General features: G+C 36.0%; 22 protein-coding genes. 4 read left to right on the top strand and 18 right to left on the bottom strand.

Going from position 1 to position 17804, the window contains the following annotated elements:
* Positions 1-64 precede the first annotated feature (64 nt).
* The 15 genes from DNK84_RS14930 to DNK84_RS12550 form a co-directional block, all read right to left on the bottom strand.
* Positions 65-190: a hypothetical protein gene (locus DNK84_RS14930; RefSeq protein WP_268876908.1), complete on the bottom strand. Its 126-nt coding sequence runs from the start codon at positions 188-190 to the stop codon at positions 65-67.
* Between the two features lie 148 nt (positions 191-338).
* On the bottom strand, positions 339-1439 hold the full coding sequence (locus tag DNK84_RS12615; RefSeq protein WP_119344839.1) for a secretion/conjugation apparatus DotM-related subunit: 1101 nt from the start codon (positions 1437-1439) through the stop codon (positions 339-341).
* 20 nt (positions 1440-1459) lie between these two features.
* Positions 1460-1732 (bottom strand): hypothetical protein, encoded by a 273-nt coding sequence (locus tag DNK84_RS12610; protein ID WP_119344838.1) that lies wholly within the window; start codon positions 1730-1732, stop codon positions 1460-1462.
* Positions 1722-4052: a type IV secretory system conjugative DNA transfer family protein gene (locus DNK84_RS12605; RefSeq protein WP_119344837.1), complete on the bottom strand. Its 2331-nt coding sequence runs from the start codon at positions 4050-4052 to the stop codon at positions 1722-1724. Before DNK84_RS12605 ends, DNK84_RS12610 begins: the two co-directional genes overlap by 11 nt.
* A complete protein-coding gene (gene icmT / locus DNK84_RS12600; protein ID WP_119344836.1) occupies positions 4042-4302 on the bottom strand; it encodes an IcmT/TraK family protein in 261 nt (86 codons plus the stop codon). The genes DNK84_RS12605 and icmT overlap by 11 nt, the downstream gene beginning before the upstream one ends.
* Complete coding sequence (locus tag DNK84_RS12595; RefSeq protein WP_162902451.1) at positions 4295-5398, bottom strand: type IV pilus twitching motility protein PilT; 1104 nt, start codon at positions 5396-5398, stop codon at positions 4295-4297. Before DNK84_RS12595 ends, icmT begins: the two co-directional genes overlap by 8 nt.
* Before the next feature lie 5 nt (positions 5399-5403).
* Positions 5404-6150 carry a type IV secretory system conjugative DNA transfer family protein gene (locus tag DNK84_RS12590; protein ID WP_119344834.1) on the bottom strand — a complete coding sequence of 249 codons (747 nt, stop codon included), beginning with the start codon at positions 6148-6150 and terminating at the stop codon, positions 5404-5406.
* Position 6151: 1 nt separating this feature from the next.
* Positions 6152-6580, bottom strand: a complete 429-nt coding sequence (locus DNK84_RS12585; RefSeq protein WP_162902450.1) for a DotD/TraH family lipoprotein — start codon at positions 6578-6580, stop codon at positions 6152-6154.
* Between the two features lie 80 nt (positions 6581-6660).
* The gene (locus DNK84_RS12580) at positions 6661-7089 is read right to left on the bottom strand and encodes a hypothetical protein (protein WP_119344832.1); all 429 of its coding nucleotides are present in this window, start codon (positions 7087-7089) and stop codon (positions 6661-6663) included.
* A 47-nt stretch (positions 7090-7136) separates the two neighbouring features.
* The gene (locus tag DNK84_RS12575) at positions 7137-7721 is read right to left on the bottom strand and encodes a hypothetical protein (protein ID WP_235826906.1); all 585 of its coding nucleotides are present in this window, start codon (positions 7719-7721) and stop codon (positions 7137-7139) included.
* 296 nt (positions 7722-8017) lie between these two features.
* Complete coding sequence (locus tag DNK84_RS12570) at positions 8018-8596, bottom strand: outer membrane beta-barrel protein (RefSeq protein ID WP_119344831.1); 579 nt, start codon at positions 8594-8596, stop codon at positions 8018-8020.
* A gap of 177 nt (positions 8597-8773) precedes the next feature.
* Complete coding sequence (locus DNK84_RS12565) at positions 8774-9388, bottom strand: outer membrane protein (RefSeq protein WP_235826905.1); 615 nt, start codon at positions 9386-9388, stop codon at positions 8774-8776.
* Between the two features lie 187 nt (positions 9389-9575).
* Entirely contained in the window at positions 9576-10193 is a 618-nt protein-coding gene (gene lipB / locus DNK84_RS12560; protein WP_119344830.1) for a lipoyl(octanoyl) transferase LipB, read from the bottom strand.
* Positions 10194-10199: 6 nt separating this feature from the next.
* Complete coding sequence (locus DNK84_RS12555; RefSeq protein ID WP_119344829.1) at positions 10200-10505, bottom strand: HP0495 family protein; 306 nt, start codon at positions 10503-10505, stop codon at positions 10200-10202.
* Between the two features lie 96 nt (positions 10506-10601).
* A complete protein-coding gene (locus DNK84_RS12550; RefSeq protein ID WP_119344828.1) occupies positions 10602-11759 on the bottom strand; it encodes a D-alanyl-D-alanine carboxypeptidase family protein in 1158 nt (385 codons plus the stop codon).
* A 198-nt stretch (positions 11760-11957) separates the two neighbouring features.
* Here DNK84_RS12550 and DNK84_RS12545 point away from each other — a divergent pair, with 198 nt between their 5' ends.
* Positions 11958-13556 (top strand): hypothetical protein, encoded by a 1599-nt coding sequence (locus tag DNK84_RS12545; RefSeq protein ID WP_119344827.1) that lies wholly within the window; start codon positions 11958-11960, stop codon positions 13554-13556.
* Positions 13557-13564: 8 nt separating this feature from the next.
* Here the strand turns inward: DNK84_RS12545 and DNK84_RS12540 are convergent, their stop codons facing one another.
* Together DNK84_RS12540 and DNK84_RS12535 are read right to left on the bottom strand one after the other, a co-directional pair.
* Positions 13565-14515, bottom strand: coding sequence for an MFS transporter (locus DNK84_RS12540; RefSeq protein WP_119344826.1), 951 nt, complete (start codon positions 14513-14515; stop codon positions 13565-13567).
* Positions 14475-14786, bottom strand: coding sequence for a hypothetical protein (locus DNK84_RS12535; protein ID WP_119344825.1), 312 nt, complete (start codon positions 14784-14786; stop codon positions 14475-14477). Before DNK84_RS12535 ends, DNK84_RS12540 begins: the two co-directional genes overlap by 41 nt.
* Before the next feature lie 155 nt (positions 14787-14941).
* Here DNK84_RS12535 and trmL point away from each other — a divergent pair, with 155 nt between their 5' ends.
* Positions 14942-15418: a tRNA (uridine(34)/cytosine(34)/5-carboxymethylaminomethyluridine(34)-2'-O)-methyltransferase TrmL gene (gene trmL, locus DNK84_RS12530; protein WP_119344824.1), complete on the top strand. Its 477-nt coding sequence runs from the start codon at positions 14942-14944 to the stop codon at positions 15416-15418.
* On the opposite strand, the gene DNK84_RS12525 is transcribed toward trmL, so the two are convergent.
* Positions 15398-15736 carry an ArsR/SmtB family transcription factor gene (locus DNK84_RS12525; protein ID WP_119344823.1) on the bottom strand — a complete coding sequence of 113 codons (339 nt, stop codon included), beginning with the start codon at positions 15734-15736 and terminating at the stop codon, positions 15398-15400. The genes trmL and DNK84_RS12525 overlap by 21 nt on opposite strands.
* Positions 15737-16261: 525 nt before the next feature.
* Here DNK84_RS12525 and DNK84_RS12520 point away from each other — a divergent pair.
* Positions 16262-17023, top strand: coding sequence for an ABC transporter ATP-binding protein (locus tag DNK84_RS12520; protein ID WP_119344822.1), 762 nt, complete (start codon positions 16262-16264; stop codon positions 17021-17023).
* A gap of 92 nt (positions 17024-17115) precedes the next feature.
* Positions 17116-17772 carry an orotate phosphoribosyltransferase gene (gene pyrE / locus DNK84_RS12515; RefSeq protein ID WP_119344821.1) on the top strand — a complete coding sequence of 219 codons (657 nt, stop codon included), beginning with the start codon at positions 17116-17118 and terminating at the stop codon, positions 17770-17772.
* Positions 17773-17804 lie beyond the last annotated feature (32 nt).

Below are 17804 nucleotides of genomic sequence, written 5' to 3'. Positions count from 1 at the left end.
TAGCAAGCACACCTTTTGTTATTGTGGATAACTCAATGTAGTGCCCTGGGTTTTGAAGGAATCCTTATAAAATAAGGCTTTCACATTCAAAAGTGTCAAAGTCGGGAGTGTCAACAAACATTTCTGCAATTTTTTTTTCAGCAAGCTGTTCTTCAATAATATTCACGTAGGTTGTCTCTCTTTTATTCATGGTTTATAATCCCCCTTATCTATTTGCAAAATCTCGTTATTATAACATATATCAGCATTTAAATAACCAAGGAAGTGGCAAGGGTGCCGACTTACCAAACATTTTTGCATATAATATATTACAACTCAATAAAGTATGATGCTTTTCATCATTTTGATGAATCATGCAGACTTTTTTGCACGTTATATTCTTTTTGTAGTGCATCAATGACAGATTCGGTCATTGGATTTTTCATTTTCTGCTGGAGCATATGCTCTATATGCCAGTGTGTATTAATCATAGCCCCTTCGGTAAAAAAGGTTTGCCTGCCAAGATTATTTAGCCCATACCAAAGGCTTCGGTTAATTCCCTTAAGCCACAAAAAACTGGTTGATGATATAATACCGCCTGTTCTTGCTACATATAATAACTCACATAACAGCGTATAAGCATAATAATGTTGATTGATAGCTTTGGATACTTTGGCATTTTCAATACAGCTAGAAATACTCTCATCGATAAGCTTTGATAATACTCGATTGATAGAAAAGCCACTTAAGGCGTTATTTTGTTTACCATATTTTTGGTTTAAAGTAGCGAGTATTTTTTCACCTAATTGTCGTTTATCAGCAATAAAGGCAATAAAAGCAGCAAAAAGTCCGTATGTTTCTTCACTGATGTTTTCTTTGTTAGACCATTTTGGCCCTAATTGTTTTACCAGAATATCATGAAGTGCATGGGTGTTGAGCTTTTCAGTTTGTTCACCCAGATTGGTGACATTACTAATTAACCGGTGTTTTTTTAGAAACCTAATAGGAGATAAAGACTGTGTATATTGGTCTTTTTGTATTGGGTTATTTTGCGGGAGATATACTTTCTTAAAATGTTTTTTAAGTGTGGATGCCAGTAGGTCCATATTAAATGTTCTACGAAATTTCTGGTTAGGGTGTAAAAACCATAAAAAGCAAACAAGGATACTACCAACTCCCCAGTAATACCATAACAAAGCGCTGGTGATATTATAAGATAAATACTTTAACTGCTTAAGTGTTACCACTTTTTCAATGACATGATTACACCAGTTGAGTAACATATTGTATCTAGGATCCCATAAACTAATGATGGCAAGTTCAAAACGCCTGATTAAGAAAATGCTATAAACAATATAATCATGAAATAACCAATATATACCAAGCAGCAATAATATAATACCTGCTGCTATGTAGGCTGGTGCCATTCCTGTATCATTTTGATCTGTTGTATTTGCCATGATGATCTCTTGAGATTGTTTTATTCGATGTGAAAATTTCCTGCCTTACTTAATGCAATTAATGCATCAAATAAGAATAATAGAGTAATTGGATCGATATCTTCACTATCTACTAGCTGGAGTGGTTTTCCAAAAAGATATTGATAAGGCTTACCTGCCTTATTGATCAGTATATTTATTACTTTTTCTTTTGATTTAACCATCGGAAACGACAAGGCTTTATTGTTTTCAATAAAGCTAATATTTTTATCTTTTGCCAATTGTGCAAGTAGATGTTCAAGCTTAAGTTTCATCTGGTATCCTTTTTATATCATTAAAAAGTTGCGGTAACTTTTGTGCCTTTTCAGGGGTGAAGTAATGATCAGATAACTCTGCAAGTTTATCGAGCATTCCTTGAGTCTGCTTTTGATTGCTTTTAAGATCGATACCTTTTAGGGTGTTAAATCGTTTTAATAAATTTGATAAAGTAGAGGTGTTAATCAACGCGCCTGATAAAGGATTTGATTGCATGCAAAAAACACTTTGTTTTTTATCACTTGCCTTTATTTCAGTAAATAAAAGCCCTTGTTTTGTATTTGTTGAAGTGTCATTATGTGCGGTTTTAAGTGGTGCTTTTGGCTTTTTATCTGCCTTAATTGCTCTTTTAATCACTGTGCTTTCTTTTCTTTCATCTAATAGATTGCTTGAAATGGTATTTGATTTATTTAGAAGATAGATTTGTAGCAGTGGTGATTCGAAAGCTGGTTTAATATCATCATACGCATCAATTTGGATTACTTTATTTGCAAACTTTACACTTTTTACATAGTCTATGCTCAATGGTTCAATGCGTATAAACTCGTTTAGACCTATTGATTTTGTCTTAGCAGGTGCTGCATAAAAAGACTTCATGCGGATAATGCTGGATTTAAAAAATACATGCGCTTCACCTGGTAACTGGTCTTTTAAATCCATTAAATCGATACGATTTCTTTTCTCAACGCCGGCTTCTTTAGCATCTTTGTAGCCCATACTTGTTCCATCTTGCCCCATGTTATAACTTCTAACAGTCGTCACATAGGCTTCACCTGCTGTTTTATTAAAGAAATCCCAAGTCTCTGTTGGGTCCTCAAGTTTCATGCAGAGTTTAATGTTTGTATTGGCAAAGATAGAAGCGGCTTCTTCTTTTGACGCTTTTTGAAAGGCAGGAATATCTTGTCCGGCAAATACAACTGAGAATCCTAAAGATCTAGCTTGTGCTGGGACAACAGCAAAACCTTCAACAGCATAGTAACCATATTCATCTAAAATGCATAAAAATGGGGTGTCAGAATTAGAAGGTTTTGATTCAATTACCTGTTTGTAATCACCTTGAATTTTGCTTCCAAGGCCAGCAGCTAACATTGCTTTTAATGAGGCAATAATTAATTTCCCCAGGTTTGAAAGCTCATCAGGAGATTTTTCTAATGCTGGTAGAAGAACAACGAGTATGCGACGGTTCAAAATAACATCTTTAAAATCAACATCAGCCAGATTTGTTCGCATAATGTGTGAATACACATCGGCCAATGAGCCGAAAATACGTGTTAACTGCATCGTGATATAACCATGCTGTTCATAGGTTTTATCTGATTGTTTACCCACATTTTTTAACTGATAGCCAGGCAAAGTTGCCAAATAGTTTTTCATAGGTTCAACGACATCATGAGGTAAGCTTTTTCCCAATATGATTTTTTTGTCGTTATTGCTTAAGATCTCATTATTTGCCAAAAGTGCTTCAATAACATCAAGAACAAAATATTTTCGGATAATGTTTGCCTCTAATAAAAGGTATCTTTGATCTCTTAAATAGACCAATACACGCATTAATGCTTCTACAAAAGATATTGCGCGTCCTTTCCACATATCTCCATTACCACCTGAGTTACTTGAAGATTCCATCATGCTAATAATAAGCTGGGCTAACATGCTTGATGAGCCGATAGCAAATGGGTTTAATGTGTTAGAGATTTTTTCAGCTTGTGGCCCGATAATATCTTCTGCCCCTGTCATATAGTTAATAACAAGTACATCATCTTGTCTGCCCATTGATTCGGCCATCGAATAAACTTGTGCATACAAAGAGTTGTCACCTTTACCATCAACATAAATAAAACCAGAGCCTTGGGCTAGTGAATTATAGGCGATTGATAATAGTGTTTGTGTTTTCCCAGAGCCTGTTGAACCCAAGATTAATGCATGGGTTCGCATATCGGTATCGGCAAACCAAAGCTCATGATTGGATTGCATTTCGTTACCAAAAAAATAGATTCCAGAAGGCTTTGAAATACGTTTTGTTCGTAAGGTGCTATCAGATAGGTCAGGATATTTTGTGCCTAAGGGCATGCGAACAGGTAGGGCTGGGATTTGCCAATAAGCATTCCAAAAAATGATTAGAATAATTAAGAAAAGCAGATCGCTAACCAAAGGCATAAAGCTTACACAAACAAGTAAAAATAAAATACAAAAAATGCTGCCAATGCGAGAGCTTACAAAATCATAGAGAATAAAGAGATATCCGCGTGCATCACGGATACTGTCATTTGGCCTTGCTTCTTGCTTTTTTGAAAGCCCTCGCAAACCTTTAGTACTCATTATCGTCCACATTATCAACTAGTTTTTCACGACCAAAAACCCATTCTCTTAAATTCAATAAGAAAATCCATAAGGTAACCTTGTAATAGCTAAGAATAAGAAGTAGTACTGCGGTACAAATGCTTAAGCTTAATGTCCAAATACGAAAATGAAAAAGACATAATACGATGGGGAAAAATACTTGTGCCTCAATAATGAAGAATTTAGCTCGCCTGCCAGAGTCACGCCAATGAGTTGCTGCATTATTCATGATGATGTTCCCTATAGGTATTTTCGCTAATAATATTTTTTTGATATAGTGTTTCTAAATGTTGCAAACGTGTTGTCCCTTTTTGATGCAATGCTTGATTAAGTAAAGCGGCAACGTTTGCATTTTTCTCGACTAGTGCCTGCTTAAGCGGTTGATCAAATATAAGATATTCTCTTAATGCAGTACGTTTGCCTTCAGCTGAAGGTAAAAGCTTTTGCCAGATAATCGCACGAATACTCATAAAAAAATCATACTGAATCCTTGCTTTTTCATAAGTATTAAACATCATCAAAAGACGATTGACCGTTTCTAAAACAGATTGACTATGCATGGTCGTGTAAATAGCGTGTCCTGTCAAAGATGCCTCAATAACCGCAGAAATAGTCTCACTATCACGTGCCTCACCTAGCATAATTGCAGTAGGTGTTCTTCTTAATGCATTTCTAACAGCATAAGCATAGTTCGAAAGACAACGAGGAAGCTCGGTTTGAATGATATTTGATTGGTTAATGTAGGCAGGTAACAGGTATTCAATTGGTGACTCATACGTAATTATTTTTTCCCCTTGATGACTTGACGATGCACGTTCTAACATCATTGATGCAAGTAGCGTTGATTTCCCAGAACCTGTAGCGCCACAGACCATAACAATGCCATCTTTAATCTGAGATAGTGGTATAATATCATCAGGAATATCAAGTGAGTCTAGTAATGGAATTGTTTCTGGCATAACCCTTAAAGAGATTTGAAGAATAAGATGATCCTGGTGAAATCCAAGTGTCGCATTTACCCTAAAACGCATGATGTTGTTATTGTCATCATTATGGCTATAACTAAAATCTAAATCAGTGCCGCTTAGCACTTTTGCAACAGCATTACTGCCATAAATAAAATTAAGAAAATCTTCGACTTCATTTCTAAGCAGTAAGCGCTGTGTCAACGGGTATTGACTTCCGTATTGAAACGCCATAACTGGGCAATGCGGTTGAAAAGTCAGATCAGAGCAATGATGAACATGAGCAAACCTTAAAAGTGCAATAAAATGGCTTTGAACAAAATAGGGTGGCTCATGTGAAAAAACTTTTGGCAATGCCATTATTGTCATCCTTCTTGATCTTTTTCACTTACAATAGGTTGCCAACGTGAGCTATCACTTTGAAACTGCGGTATGAGTTTTAATTGCCAGTTTCTATTACCAATGGCCATACTATCTTGAGATATTGCTAGTGGCTTATTGTGCTTAGAAACATAAGGGGATGTGATCATGTTTCGATTGATTAATGCGTAATAAAGCACCATCCCATTAAAGTCTCTATTAAGCGTGCGGATATTTTGCTTGAATATCTCAACGCCTTGCTTAATTCCTTGCGCCCATGATGATCTTATTGTTTTAGCCCATAATTTTTGCTCATCTGTATTCTCAGGAAGTACAGATTTATCAGGCATTTCTGGTTTTTTATAATTCATCAAAAGGTAATCCCGCCAAGTAGGGACGTTGGAAACAAAATGCGCTTGCTTGACAATATGATAAACCTGTCCGCTTAAATTGATTTGCCTTTGTGAGTTATCGATATAAGATGTGTTATATCCGGTTTCTATAACAGGTGGAAGTACATTATCAGGCAAGAGTAGGGCATTAAAGTTATAAAGCTGGTAAAGCATTGGTGCCCATTCGTTTAGTTTTTCATTAATTTTAGATGAAACACTATATAACCCACCTTGCACACCAAGCTCCATAGCTGCCTCAGTTAATGCTTTCTGACGTAAGTTAAGATAACTTGAATCATGTGCAACAACCGCATTTTGGCTATTTAAATTTTCAAATGTTGCAAGATCAATTGCCATCATGTTAAATATACCTTACAGAGATTACACGAGCTTCTTCATTAATGGAAATATTAGCTTGGCGCTGTGCTTGTACGGTAATATCTTGTAAAAGCGCAAGTGCTGTTCTTTGCTCAGGCGCATTAAGCTTTCCAATAATAACAATGACTGGAAATGATGGTGTTTGGCCAAAATACTGAACTTTATAACCTACAGCCTGAGCAATTTTCTCTAAGACTTGGTCAACAGGGCCATACCAGCTAATGGATAATACCTTATTAAGCCTTGGGTCATTAATATTTGTAAATGGTAACGATTTATGACCAAAACGTGATGTAGTCGCATTATCCAATGTTGTTAATGAATGTTGAATTTGCGCAGTTGAAGCCTTGATTTCATCAAGCATAACACGGTTGATATAAGCATCATCTGGTATGTTATTATTAAGCTTCATTGGGGTATGCGTACAACTACAGATAAAAGTAGTTGTGCATATGCTAAGTAGAATGGATTTAATTTTCATCAGTGTATTTATTAGCTATCTGGTGTTAATGAATTACTATCTATCTTGAAAGTTGGACTTGAACCATCTATACCCATATGCTTTGAGAACGTTGCCTGCATCATCTGGATTCCAGGAACAAGACAAATTAAAAATACACCTAATAATAGATGGCCAGATCCATGCTTAACGTGTTCACCCTGAGCACCTTGTGTTGTATGATGTTTTCTAAATAATTGAAGCGCACTAAATACAAACCACATACCAACAAGTGTTGCAATAATTTGAATGAAGTATTCAATTTGTGAAATAAAGCTCATAATACCTTGCGCCCAGTCTTTAAAATTGTGCACAAGGCTTGTAGCGCCACCACTGTCACCTGCATAGCTTAATGAGATCGAGATCCCAAAAAGTGCTAATCCAGCAAGCATTTTCTTGTAATTAATATTTTTTATCTTCATGTGTTTACTCCTCTTTTGGTTTTGGTTTAAATTGGTTATTTTTATGTTTATACCCACATTGAATACATGCCACCTGCCAAGGTGAGAAAGAATTGTGCATTCATGCCAATAACACCGGCAATTAAATGTGAGATTACTTGTGATAGCCCGCCTTGTGCTTTACCTTCTGATATGTTGATTAACAAAAAAGTCCCCCTTATTAAAGAGATAAAACCAATAATGTTAACAAGCGCATAGACAAGATATTTTTGTGCTGTCTCAATATCAGTTGAATCTGGTTGCAAATGTTGCAGATAGCTTGAGATCTGATTAATATCCGTCATGTTTGCATCTGGAAAGAAAGTTGATGTTAACATCTGTGTGAATCCACTGATAGAGATCAGCATCACACCTGTAAAAAACATAAAAAACGTCGTTGATGGCGCATAATAGCGAAACATTTTTTGCGCTTTGCCATGTTTTGTTAAACGTATACAGGCAATAAACAAAATAATAAATCCACTAAGTACAGCAATCATCTGGACAAATGAGAATACGCTATATTGCCCATCACCTAAAATTTTTAGTGTGTCTATAATCCGGCTCATTGCATCCATATTAATTTTATTGCCTAAACAAAAAATTGTTAACATGGCGACATTCTCGCTTGAAAAAAAAATTTCATCAATATGTCCGAATAAACATCATCAAATAGTCCAACCATGGATGTGTTTTTGTTTAAAAGCGAAGAAATTTTGCTATAGGGATAGATTTTTCATCATTTTGATTTTAATAAGAGATATTGCTTTAGTATTAATTTTTAATCGAAAAAATGGTGTTTCGTTAGTTAAAACACATTAATAGGGTGTCTACACTCCAACAATTATCATAAATACTGGCAAGGTAATAATGGAGGTAATCGTGTCTAATATATTTAAAGAGATAAACGCTATAGAGGTAAACGATAAGACAGGCCAGCTGAAACAGTGCCAAAACCACCATTTTGGCCATCTAAAGCCAACCAGTTTTGTTGATATTGGGCAAAAATATTAAATTGTGCAATCTGATAGCCAAATCCAGCTGCGGCGACAGGGCGCCATAAATTATTTGATGATGCAAAAGAGCTTGTATCGCCTGTAAATTTATTATAAGCATAGCCAGCTTTGGCAAACAGCATAAAACCAAGAATATCTGGCATATAAAGCTTGGCAGTAGCAAAGAGTGGAATACTCCACATATTCATTGAATTACCATTTTGCTTTAATACTTTATAAGCATACTGACCATCAAGCTCAACACCAAAGCTTATATTTTGATTTAAAGCAAAATCATAGCCTGTGAATATGCCACCGGCAATATTCCCAGAATCCCCTGTGCTTGATTGAGAGACATCCTTCAACCAGCCATTTGTCGCAACTCCATAACCTGCATTCGCACCAAAAAGTACACTTGTTTGCGCACCAGCAGCAAATGCGCTACCTGTTATCATGCTTGAAGATAATATACAAAGTCCAATTAATTTTCTCATCTAAAGTCTCCTTTCACGTTTTTTTGCAAAATACCAACGTTCTGAGCCTAGTAAAGAAGATAAGTAAAATCAAGAAAGAATCATATGAAAGCGCTTGAATTTAGGTGTAATGGGGAAAAATAGATATAAAAAAGCCACTAAAATTTAGTGGCTTTTAATCGTAGGGTAGAAAGGTGATTACATTGTAGGAATCGTATAAGACAGACCCAATGATAAAGTGCTATATCCACCATTTTGACCTTGATATGGCAGCCAATTATATTGATATTGGGCAAAAATATTAAACTGTTGCAGCTGATAACCAACACCACCGGCAACAACTGGGCGCCATAGGTTAGTATTATCGCTCAGAGAAGCATTTGATCCAGCGTCAGCAGAAACATTGAGGCGGTTATATGCATAACCGGCCTTTCCAAAAAGATTTAATCCACCGGTATTGGGGATATAAAATTTTCCAGTTAAGAATAGTGGAATGCTTAAGTTACTCACTTTAACAGTTATACCGCTATCAGTTGTTTTAGCTAAGTTATAGGCATATTGACCATCAAGCTCAAGACCAACACTCAACATCTGGCTTAATGCCATATCATAGCCGATAAAAATCCCGCCGGCAATATTCCCGTTTTTGTTATCAGCAGTGCTATCGGGGTCAATATCTTTTAAATAGCCTGAAGGCATAGTATAGCCGATATCACCACCAATAACCACACCAGTTTGCGCGCCAGCGGCAAAGGCCGACCCACTTGCAAGTGTTGCAGTAACAATTGAGGTTGCAATAATTTTCTTCATCATGATTAACTCTCCTTTTACAGTTAATTTAACTTTTATAGCAAAAGTAATTAAACCCACTTGCAGGGTAGTTAACACGCGCTGAAAAAGCAAGTATAAGCGATTATTTTTTTAAGAAAAATAGTCTGTGGTGCTTAAAAAAGCATAAATTGTAATAATTTAAACCTTTAAGGTGGCTTACGCGTTTAATTTAAATGGGTAAGTTTTGTAATCGATCTTGAAAACAAATTAAATAGTCGCTAAAAACCTTTTCAACAGTGATATTTTTTTTGTAATCTTCTATTTGCGTCATCTTTAACCCCGTATAGCCGCAAGGGTTGATGTAGCTAAAAGGTGTCAAATCCATATGGGTATTAATCGCAAGTCCATGATAGGTTTTGCCATTTTTAACACGAAGACCAAGTGAGGCAATTTTTGCGTTATCAACATAGATACCAGGTGCATTTTCTATGGTATGGCTTTGGATATTATAATGGTGTAATAGATCGATACAAGATTTTTCAATTTGACAGACAAGTGTTTTTATGCCAATTTTCAATCGTTTGATATCAAGAAGAAAATATATGACTGCCTGGCCTGGCCCATGATAGGTAATTTGTCCACCACGATCACTTTGTACAACAGGGATATGATGTGGGTTGATTAAATGCTCAGGCTTGCCGTGCCTTCCTTGTGTGAAAACTGGCAGGTGCTCTACAAGCCAGATCTCATCATTTGTTGTTGATTCGCGACTTTCAGTAAAAGAAGTCATTTGGTCGTAAACAGCTAGATAGTCACATAAGCCTAAATGTTTTTTATTAAATTTCATATTAATTTATAAAACCATATGAATTTCATCATGCCCGCTTAAAGCGAGATAAATATCATCAAGCTGTTGCTTACTGGTTGCCTCAAAAATGGCGGTGATAGAAATGTATTTTCCATTTTTGCTTTCACGCGTTGAAAACTCAATATCCTGTGGCCGGTCAACATGTTTCTCAAGCACATCAAGCACAAATTCTGCGACTTCTTTTTGCGGATTTGCCATAATCTTAATCGGAAATCGACAAGGGAACTCAAAAAAAGTCTCCTTTTCCTGTTGTGCTTTATTTGGGATGTTGTCATCTTTTTTTTCAGCCATATGGGCTCACCTTAAGCGTTTTTCTGTTTTGAGGTGAGTATAATATAAAAATAATGAGGAATCAGTAAAGACAAGTGATTTTTTGTACTGTATTTACTATCCAAACCATTTACTGAAAAAACCAATCTCTTCAATTTCATTTTGTGCATATACCGGTACTTCTGCAATGGTGTACTCTCCGGCGCTAAAAACAAGTGTACCAACTTGCTGATTTTTTTGAATTGGTGCTTTAAGCCCCGGGGTTAAAATGATTTTACGTTTAATATGTTCAACGAAAGTTTTAGGAATTGTTTTAATAATCATGCCATGGGCTTTGACACTAAGACGTGATTTTTTATCAGCATTGGGAATAAAGGTGTCTTTTAGCGTAATAATTTCATTTTCTTTATAAAGGATGTAATCGGTGAATTTACTAAAACCAAAATTTAATAATTTCACCGATTCATTTTCGCGCATGCGTGCACTTGGTGCACCTAAAACAACACTGATAAAGCGTTGGCCATCTTTTTGCGCAGAAGCCGCGAGATTATAGCCTGCATTATCGGTAAAACCTGTTTTTATGCCATCGGTGCCTGGATAGGTTTTTAATAAGCGATTACGATTATGTTGGATAATGCCATTATAAGTAAATTTCTCTTGTGAATAGAGAATATAAATTTTAGGATAGTGTGCAATAAAGGCGCGTGATAATAAGGCAATATCATACGCACTGGTATACTGGTTTTCACTTGGCAAACCATCAACGCTGGCAAAGTGTGTATTATCCATTTTTAGTGCCTTTGCGGTTTGATTCATCAAGTGAACAAAGTTCTGTGTGGAGCCTGCAATAAACTCAGCCAAGGCAACCGCAGCATCATTTCCTGATTGTACAATAATCCCTTTTAATAAGTCCTCAATAGTGACATCATCACCTTCTTTTAAAAACATTTTAGAGCCAGGTGTTTGTGCTGCTTTTTCGCTGATGCGTACTTTTTGATCCAGTTTTAGTGTGCCATTTTTTATTTCATTCGCTGCAATATAAGCTGTCATGATTTTAGCAAGGCTTGCCGGTGCATGTTTTTGATGTGGATGCTGTTGTGCAATAACATCACCTGTTTCAAAATCCATCAATACCCAGCTTGCTGCATTTAATTGCATTGGATAAGGTTTGATAATAACCGTTGGTGCTTTATTAATATTTAAAGCCATAGGATTTGAATACAGGTTTCCTGTGATGGCTGCTGTGATTAGCGATGCCCATATCCACTTTTTCATAACGATTATCCTTGTATGTGTTGTGTTTAAAACATAGCAAGGCTTTGGGGTTATTTCAAGGCTTGATAGCAGGGATGAAACTGGTAAAAGCCTATAGAGTATCTATACTTTATAGTGGGTTAGGTAAAACAATAAATCTATACATTTTTATAAAGATGTGAACTTTTCATATAGTATAAGAACAAGAGATGATGCATCATGTTAATACGTGGAAGACTGGCAATAAAACAATCAGGTGGCGCTTTGTTAATCGCCTTGATTATTGTTGCCGCTGTGTCGATTTTGTCAGGCTCTTTATTATATGTTATTAAAATCAACATTATGCAAAATAATGCAATTAATCGTTATAACGATTTGCGCAATGCATCCTTTTTGGCACTAAAGGATGATGTAAATAAATTAGGCGTCTATAGTAATGAGCCCGCTGACTCAAATTACAACTATACAGCAGACAGTGGCACTATTACCGTTAGTATTAATAATCAAGCACAAAGCGTAAAACCTTTAAGCCATCATCTGTATAATGCTTTTGCCTTAATGCAGTATAAAGCGCTTATTACCACAACCAAAGGAAATAATAGTATCAATTACAGTGCCTTGGTTAATATACCAAGCAGCAGTCGTCCAGTTGAATCAGAGGTTTTGCTCTCTGGCATTCCCACTATTGAAACACAGAACATCAATGTGCCTGCTGTGATTGTTGAGAATTTAAAAACAGCGCAGTTAAACAGTAGTTTAAGTTATACTAATGCAGGATTTATAGGGACTTTAACCGTAAATAATACCCTCGAACAGCTTATTTACACACCATATCCTGCTATATCACCAGCAAGTTATTATCTTGATTTACCGGAAAACGATCTTGATCCGGATGATTACAGGCTTGAGCAGGGATGGCTTGTGAAAGGTGGAGATTGGAAGTTCTATATACTCGTTTATGATAAAACAAACAGTTATGCTTATCAAACAAGCATTGATTTGGACACATTGATAACCACGCCAAGTAATTTTAGCAGCTTAAGTTGGAATGAAATTTTATCACCGTCTAGTGGGGGGGGGAATGTATTTGGTGCGGATGATAAAATTTTATCAATTAAATATATTAATGATTACGATAAAATATATGGTTTTACGCTGGTAAAGAATATTGCTAGTAACGACATTAAGGGATTTACATTGACCAATGCGGGTGTTTCAATGTCAGGCTCTGTAAATTATGGTGATTTTTCAGATGTAGATAATGTCTATATTTTGCCGATTGATGTTAATGCAAACCAGGCAGTAAATAAATTAATGGTTTTTATGTCAGACAGTGACAGTTTGGAAAGTGTTTTTCATACCTCAGTGAGTAATGGGCATGCGCAAAGCTATACGAATTTGGGAGAGATTTCTGCCTATGGCGCTTTAAGCTATCCACCGCAATTAATTTATCGAAATAGTAACAGTGATTATTTAATTTTGCCTTTTGGCGCACTAATTCGTGTTTATACATATGATTTATCATCTCCTTCATTAACGTATCAAGGAAGTGTGAGCTTTGCTTTAGAAAATGTTGAGAAGATTTTACCCTTTAATGGCTTTATAATTGTTGTGACCGATGCGCTAAAAGCCTATTTTATACAATTAAGTGATCTTAGTACATTTGCCACTTATAATTTAACCTCAAGCGCAAATGTCTATACAAGTTATGATGATACATCTTACATTAGCTATTTGCATACAACGAATGATGCGATTGATATTAAGGGGGCGCCAACATCTTATGGTGTTATCAGTATGCAGACAAGTGATAATTAGCTGGATGATTATTTATTTTGGATATCGGCATGTTGTCTTTGCTTTTTCTTACCTATATGAAGCGGGATTAAGATTAAAAGCGCAAGCACAATCATAAAATAAAACCATTGATTGCTTGGCAAAGGATGAATCTTGTTAAAGATAAAAAACAGGCTGTAAATACCCATAACTAACAACCCTGAGGCACCATAGGCAAGGCCTTGTGCTTTTCCCTGAAGGTGTAAAGGGGTGTGTTTTTGTGCTAAAGTGACAATGACTGCCCAAGAAGAAATGCATGATCCAACAAAGAAATAGCATACAATCGCAAAATAGACACTGTGAAGTAACGAGAGGTTCAGGTAAAGTATTGCTGAGAAGGTGACTACCCAGGATAATACGGTAACACTGCTATGCTTATCAACAAACCAGGGTATGATTATTGTGCCGATAATAAAGCCAATTGAAAAACTTGTTTCAATAATCCCAAACTCAAACGCGGTAGCATGAAGTACATTTTTAGCATAAGGTGCAAGAAATGCGGGCACAACCATAAACAGACAAGTGAAAATAATCTGTGCAAAATAATAATATACGACAAAGCGTTTATGTTGAAGATATCGATAAATAGACTGCCAGTTTTTAATGAATCCATCGTGCGTTTTCTCTGCTATGCGTGCGGGATAAATTTTGCTGCTGGCAAGAAAAGCAATCATCGTAAACAGCAATAAAAAGTATAGGATACTGTGCATCGTTATAAAAGAAATAAGCAAGCCACCAAGTGACATACCAATCTCAAATATACCATCGATGGTACTGTTAACATACATTAAATGGCGATCATCCTGGAAAAGCTCGCGTGCAAAAATAAGCATGGCAGGCATAAAAAAGGCTAAAATCAGTCCCCATAAACTTGTGAATAGGTAAATACTGATAAGGTTGTCAAAGCTGACAAATAAATAAATAAATAAAAATAATAACAACGCGAAGCGCGTTTGCTGTTAAGACAATCATCCTTCTTGGATATCGATCAGCAAAATAACCTGTAAGTGGTGATAAGACTGTCTCTGCTACCCACCAGGTCAGCATAAAGATAATGATTGCATTAACGCTGTTATAAATCGTTAATAAATGCCAGCTTAAAGAAATATAGGTCATACCAACAGCCATTGCTGAGAAGAAATCCATAATACAGGTAAAAACAAACGATCTGTTTTTAAAAAGCACCAATCGTTTTGCCAAATAGCTTGCCATAAATATCTCGAGAATTTATCAAAATGTTATTATATAATCAGCTATGATTATAACAGCTATTTAGCACTTTGTGATGCTAAAAGCCTTCTTATTTCACTAAAAAAGCGTAAAATGCTGTCATCATATATAAGCAAAAAATAAATAAACCTAAAAAAATGATTGATGTCGCGTTATATGAACCAGAGATTCCACCAAATACGGGTAATATTATACGCTTATGTGCTAATGCTGGCATTTCCTTGCACTTGATTGAACCTTTGGGTTTTGCATTAGATGATAAGCGGTTGAGAAGGGCAGGGCTTGATTATCACGAATTTGCACAGGTGAATCGTTATGATAACTTTGCTCATTTTCTATCTACCCAGAAAGACAGACGAATTTGGGCGTGTACAACAAAGGCTGAAAAATATTATCACCAAGTAAGCTTTGATCCTGGAGATATTTTATTATTCGGTCCAGAAAGTCGCGGGCTTCCTGAGGACGTATTAAAACAGCTTCAAAAGACACAGATAAAAATTCCAATGTATCCAGGAAGTCGAAGTTTGAATCTATCAAATGCAACAGCAATTATTGCTTATGAGGCTTTACGACAATTGGACTTTCAAGGGATGTTAAAAGAGATCAGCCAGTGATTCAAATAACTGCTTTGTATAGGTACGGTTCAGTTTGCACATACGAAACTGGGCCTTTCTTTCACATGTAACAATGCCTGCATCTTCAAGTTGCTGGATATATTGCGAGGTGACCGATTGTGAAAGGCCAATTTTTTGACGAATCATATTAATCGTTACCCCTTCTTTATCAATATCAATCTTCTCAGAGAAAAAGTTCTTTTTTGGTTCTAAAAGCCATTGGACAATACTAAATCGATCCGGGTTGGAGAGGGCTTTAAATGCCTTTAAATAGAGCTCATGTTGATACATGGATCCTAGGTTTTTAATTAATGACATAATATATATTCCCAATAAAGAAGTGATATATCTAGTTTTATCGATAAATAGTGTGGTTGTCAAATAATATTCAAATATATGTATTTTTGGTTTTCTGTATTTTCAAATATTCAAATAATCAGATATGCAAATATTCAAATATAGATATTTTTAAATATACCATTATTTATTTTTTTGATCAAAGCAGGGGTTGGTTTTTTATTCAAGATATGCGCCTGCATTTACATATTACTTATCAAAAACTGTGCATTAATTCTTGTTTGGCTGATTGTCAAATACTCTCGATACAGCCAATCCTGCAAGTCAAAGCTTTGGCGGGAATTTACATAAATCCTGTTCCTTAGTAAACGGTTAGGCTTTTGAGATAACAAGCTATCTAAATGATAAAATTTATGCGCGTGCTACCTTTTATTTTTAAAGCCAAGGTGCAAAAAGCAGATTGGGTTGTATTAAAAAACATGAGCCTGATGTTTATAATTTTTGTTATAGTGAGTCTAAAGTAATCGCTTCAGGAAGTGGGTATTTATGCTTGAGCTACAAGATTTCAGCTTAACAGGCAGGATTGAAAATATTAATTTTTGCTTTGCGCCTAAAACTTGCTATATGCTTTTGGGTGTCAATGGGGCTGGGAAGTCATCATTGTTAAATGCAATTGCAGGGCAGTATTCCCCAAGAGATTGCCAGGGGCATATTATGTTGGGGAGTGAGCCGCTGATCACGATATCTGCAAAAAAGCGTGCAACAAGAGTTGCGTTATTATCTCAGCATACCTCGGTGATGTTTCCTTACCAGGTGAGGGATATTATGGATATGGGACGCTATGCACAATGCTGTACAAGTTTGCAATATCAGAAAGTCTTTGATTATGTGGTTGAAAACCTTCACTTGCAATCACACATTGACTGCCCTTACCATACACTTTCAGATGGGCAAAAACAGCGTGTGCAATTAGCGCGTGTTATCTTGCAATTGATTGCGGATGATGATCAAAAGATAGAGCGTTGGCTATTATTAGATGAGCATGTATCAAACCTCGATGCGTATTATCAGTTTGAATCATTTAAGTTTATTCAGCAAATTATTAATCACTATAATATTGGTGTAATTTCTGCAGTGCATGATATGAATGTGGCAGCACGCTTTAGCGATAATTTATTGTTAATTAATAAGGGAAAGCTTGTACTTTCTGGTTGTGCAAAAGAGGTGTTGTTATCTGATGTTTTTAAACAGGCGTTTCGCATTGATGTGAAGTATATAGCCGATGGCCATTTCTACACGCTAAGCTAAATCAGATTATTAAAGGATTTGGGCATTTTTTCTTCACTGCTTTTATGCTATGATAAGCCTATTGTTTTAAGCAGTAAAAGTTATACGGCACAATGTCTATCCAGTTTTTTAATATTGCAATTGAGGCTGATGCCTTAAAGTTTGGTCAGTATACATTGAAATCTGGGCGAATTAGCCCTTATTTTTTTAATGCAGGGCTTTTTAATGATGGTAAAAAGCTATACGAGTTAGCAAGTTGTTATGCGCAGAAAATCATTGATGAGGCAATTGAGTTTGATGTATTGTTTGGCCCGGCATATAAAGGTATTCCATTAGCAGCTCTGATCGCTTCAATTTTGTATCAAAAGCACGGCATGAACGTGGGTTTTTGTTATAATCGTAAAGAGGCAAAAGATCATGGTGAGGGTGGTGTTCTCGTTGGAAGTGATATTGATGGTAAGCGCGTATTAATCGTTGATGATGTTATCACAGCTGGTACTGCAATCAAGCAGGCAGTTGATTTAATTGGATCTTCAAATGCAACAATTGCAGGTGTGGTGGTTGCTTTAGACAGGCAGGAAATTGCCCCAGGTGAGAAAGTCTCTGCAATACAAGCACTCAAGCAGCGCTGCCATTTCCCTGTATATGCGGTTACAACCCTGCAGGATTTGATCAAATTCATGTCAAATAGCAGCCGCTTTTCGGCTGAAAATATTAAACAGATGCAAGCATATCAGCAGGCGTATGGTATTGACTTTATATCATCATAACGCATTCGCGTGTTGAATCAAAAGAAACGGTT

This window comes from Facilibium subflavum, assembly GCF_003574485.1.
GTDB lineage: Bacteria > Pseudomonadota > Gammaproteobacteria > Francisellales > Francisellaceae > Facilibium > Facilibium subflavum.
This window is presented reverse-complemented; position numbering and strand designations above follow the sequence as displayed.

What these genes read in the sequence shown, in the direction of transcription:
- DNK84_RS14930 (WP_268876908.1), bottom strand. Translation starts at nt 190, where the DNA reads ATGAATAAAAGAGAGACAACCTACGTGAATATTATTGAAGAACAGCTT.
- DNK84_RS12615 (WP_119344839.1), bottom strand. Translation starts at nt 1,439, where the DNA reads ATGGCAAATACAACAGATCAAAATGATACAGGAATGGCACCAGCCTAC.
- DNK84_RS12610 (WP_119344838.1), bottom strand. Translation starts at nt 1,732, where the DNA reads ATGAAACTTAAGCTTGAACATCTACTTGCACAATTGGCAAAAGATAAA.
- DNK84_RS12605 (WP_119344837.1), bottom strand. Translation starts at nt 4,052, where the DNA reads ATGAGTACTAAAGGTTTGCGAGGGCTTTCAAAAAAGCAAGAAGCAAGG.
- icmT (WP_119344836.1), bottom strand. Translation starts at nt 4,302, where the DNA reads ATGAATAATGCAGCAACTCATTGGCGTGACTCTGGCAGGCGAGCTAAA.
- DNK84_RS12595 (WP_162902451.1), bottom strand. Translation starts at nt 5,398, where the DNA reads ATGGCATTGCCAAAAGTTTTTTCACATGAGCCACCCTATTTTGTTCAA.
- DNK84_RS12590 (WP_119344834.1), bottom strand. Translation starts at nt 6,150, where the DNA reads ATGATGGCAATTGATCTTGCAACATTTGAAAATTTAAATAGCCAAAAT.
- DNK84_RS12585 (WP_162902450.1), bottom strand. Translation starts at nt 6,580, where the DNA reads ATGAAGCTTAATAATAACATACCAGATGATGCTTATATCAACCGTGTT.
- DNK84_RS12580 (WP_119344832.1), bottom strand. Translation starts at nt 7,089, where the DNA reads ATGAAGATAAAAAATATTAATTACAAGAAAATGCTTGCTGGATTAGCA.
- DNK84_RS12575 (WP_235826906.1), bottom strand. Translation starts at nt 7,721, where the DNA reads ATGTTAACAATTTTTTGTTTAGGCAATAAAATTAATATGGATGCAATG.
- DNK84_RS12570 (WP_119344831.1), bottom strand. Translation starts at nt 8,596, where the DNA reads ATGAGAAAATTAATTGGACTTTGTATATTATCTTCAAGCATGATAACA.
- DNK84_RS12565 (WP_235826905.1), bottom strand. Translation starts at nt 9,388, where the DNA reads ATGATGAAGAAAATTATTGCAACCTCAATTGTTACTGCAACACTTGCA.
- lipB (WP_119344830.1), bottom strand. Translation starts at nt 10,193, where the DNA reads ATGAAATTTAATAAAAAACATTTAGGCTTATGTGACTATCTAGCTGTT.
- DNK84_RS12555 (WP_119344829.1), bottom strand. Translation starts at nt 10,505, where the DNA reads ATGGCTGAAAAAAAAGATGACAACATCCCAAATAAAGCACAACAGGAA.
- DNK84_RS12550 (WP_119344828.1), bottom strand. Translation starts at nt 11,759, where the DNA reads ATGAAAAAGTGGATATGGGCATCGCTAATCACAGCAGCCATCACAGGA.
- DNK84_RS12545 (WP_119344827.1), top strand. Translation starts at nt 11,958, where the DNA reads ATGTTAATACGTGGAAGACTGGCAATAAAACAATCAGGTGGCGCTTTG.
- DNK84_RS12535 (WP_119344825.1), bottom strand. Translation starts at nt 14,786, where the DNA reads ATGGCAAGCTATTTGGCAAAACGATTGGTGCTTTTTAAAAACAGATCG.
- trmL (WP_119344824.1), top strand. Translation starts at nt 14,942, where the DNA reads ATGATTGATGTCGCGTTATATGAACCAGAGATTCCACCAAATACGGGT.
- DNK84_RS12525 (WP_119344823.1), bottom strand. Translation starts at nt 15,736, where the DNA reads ATGTCATTAATTAAAAACCTAGGATCCATGTATCAACATGAGCTCTAT.
- DNK84_RS12520 (WP_119344822.1), top strand. Translation starts at nt 16,262, where the DNA reads ATGCTTGAGCTACAAGATTTCAGCTTAACAGGCAGGATTGAAAATATT.
- pyrE (WP_119344821.1), top strand. Translation starts at nt 17,116, where the DNA reads ATGTCTATCCAGTTTTTTAATATTGCAATTGAGGCTGATGCCTTAAAG.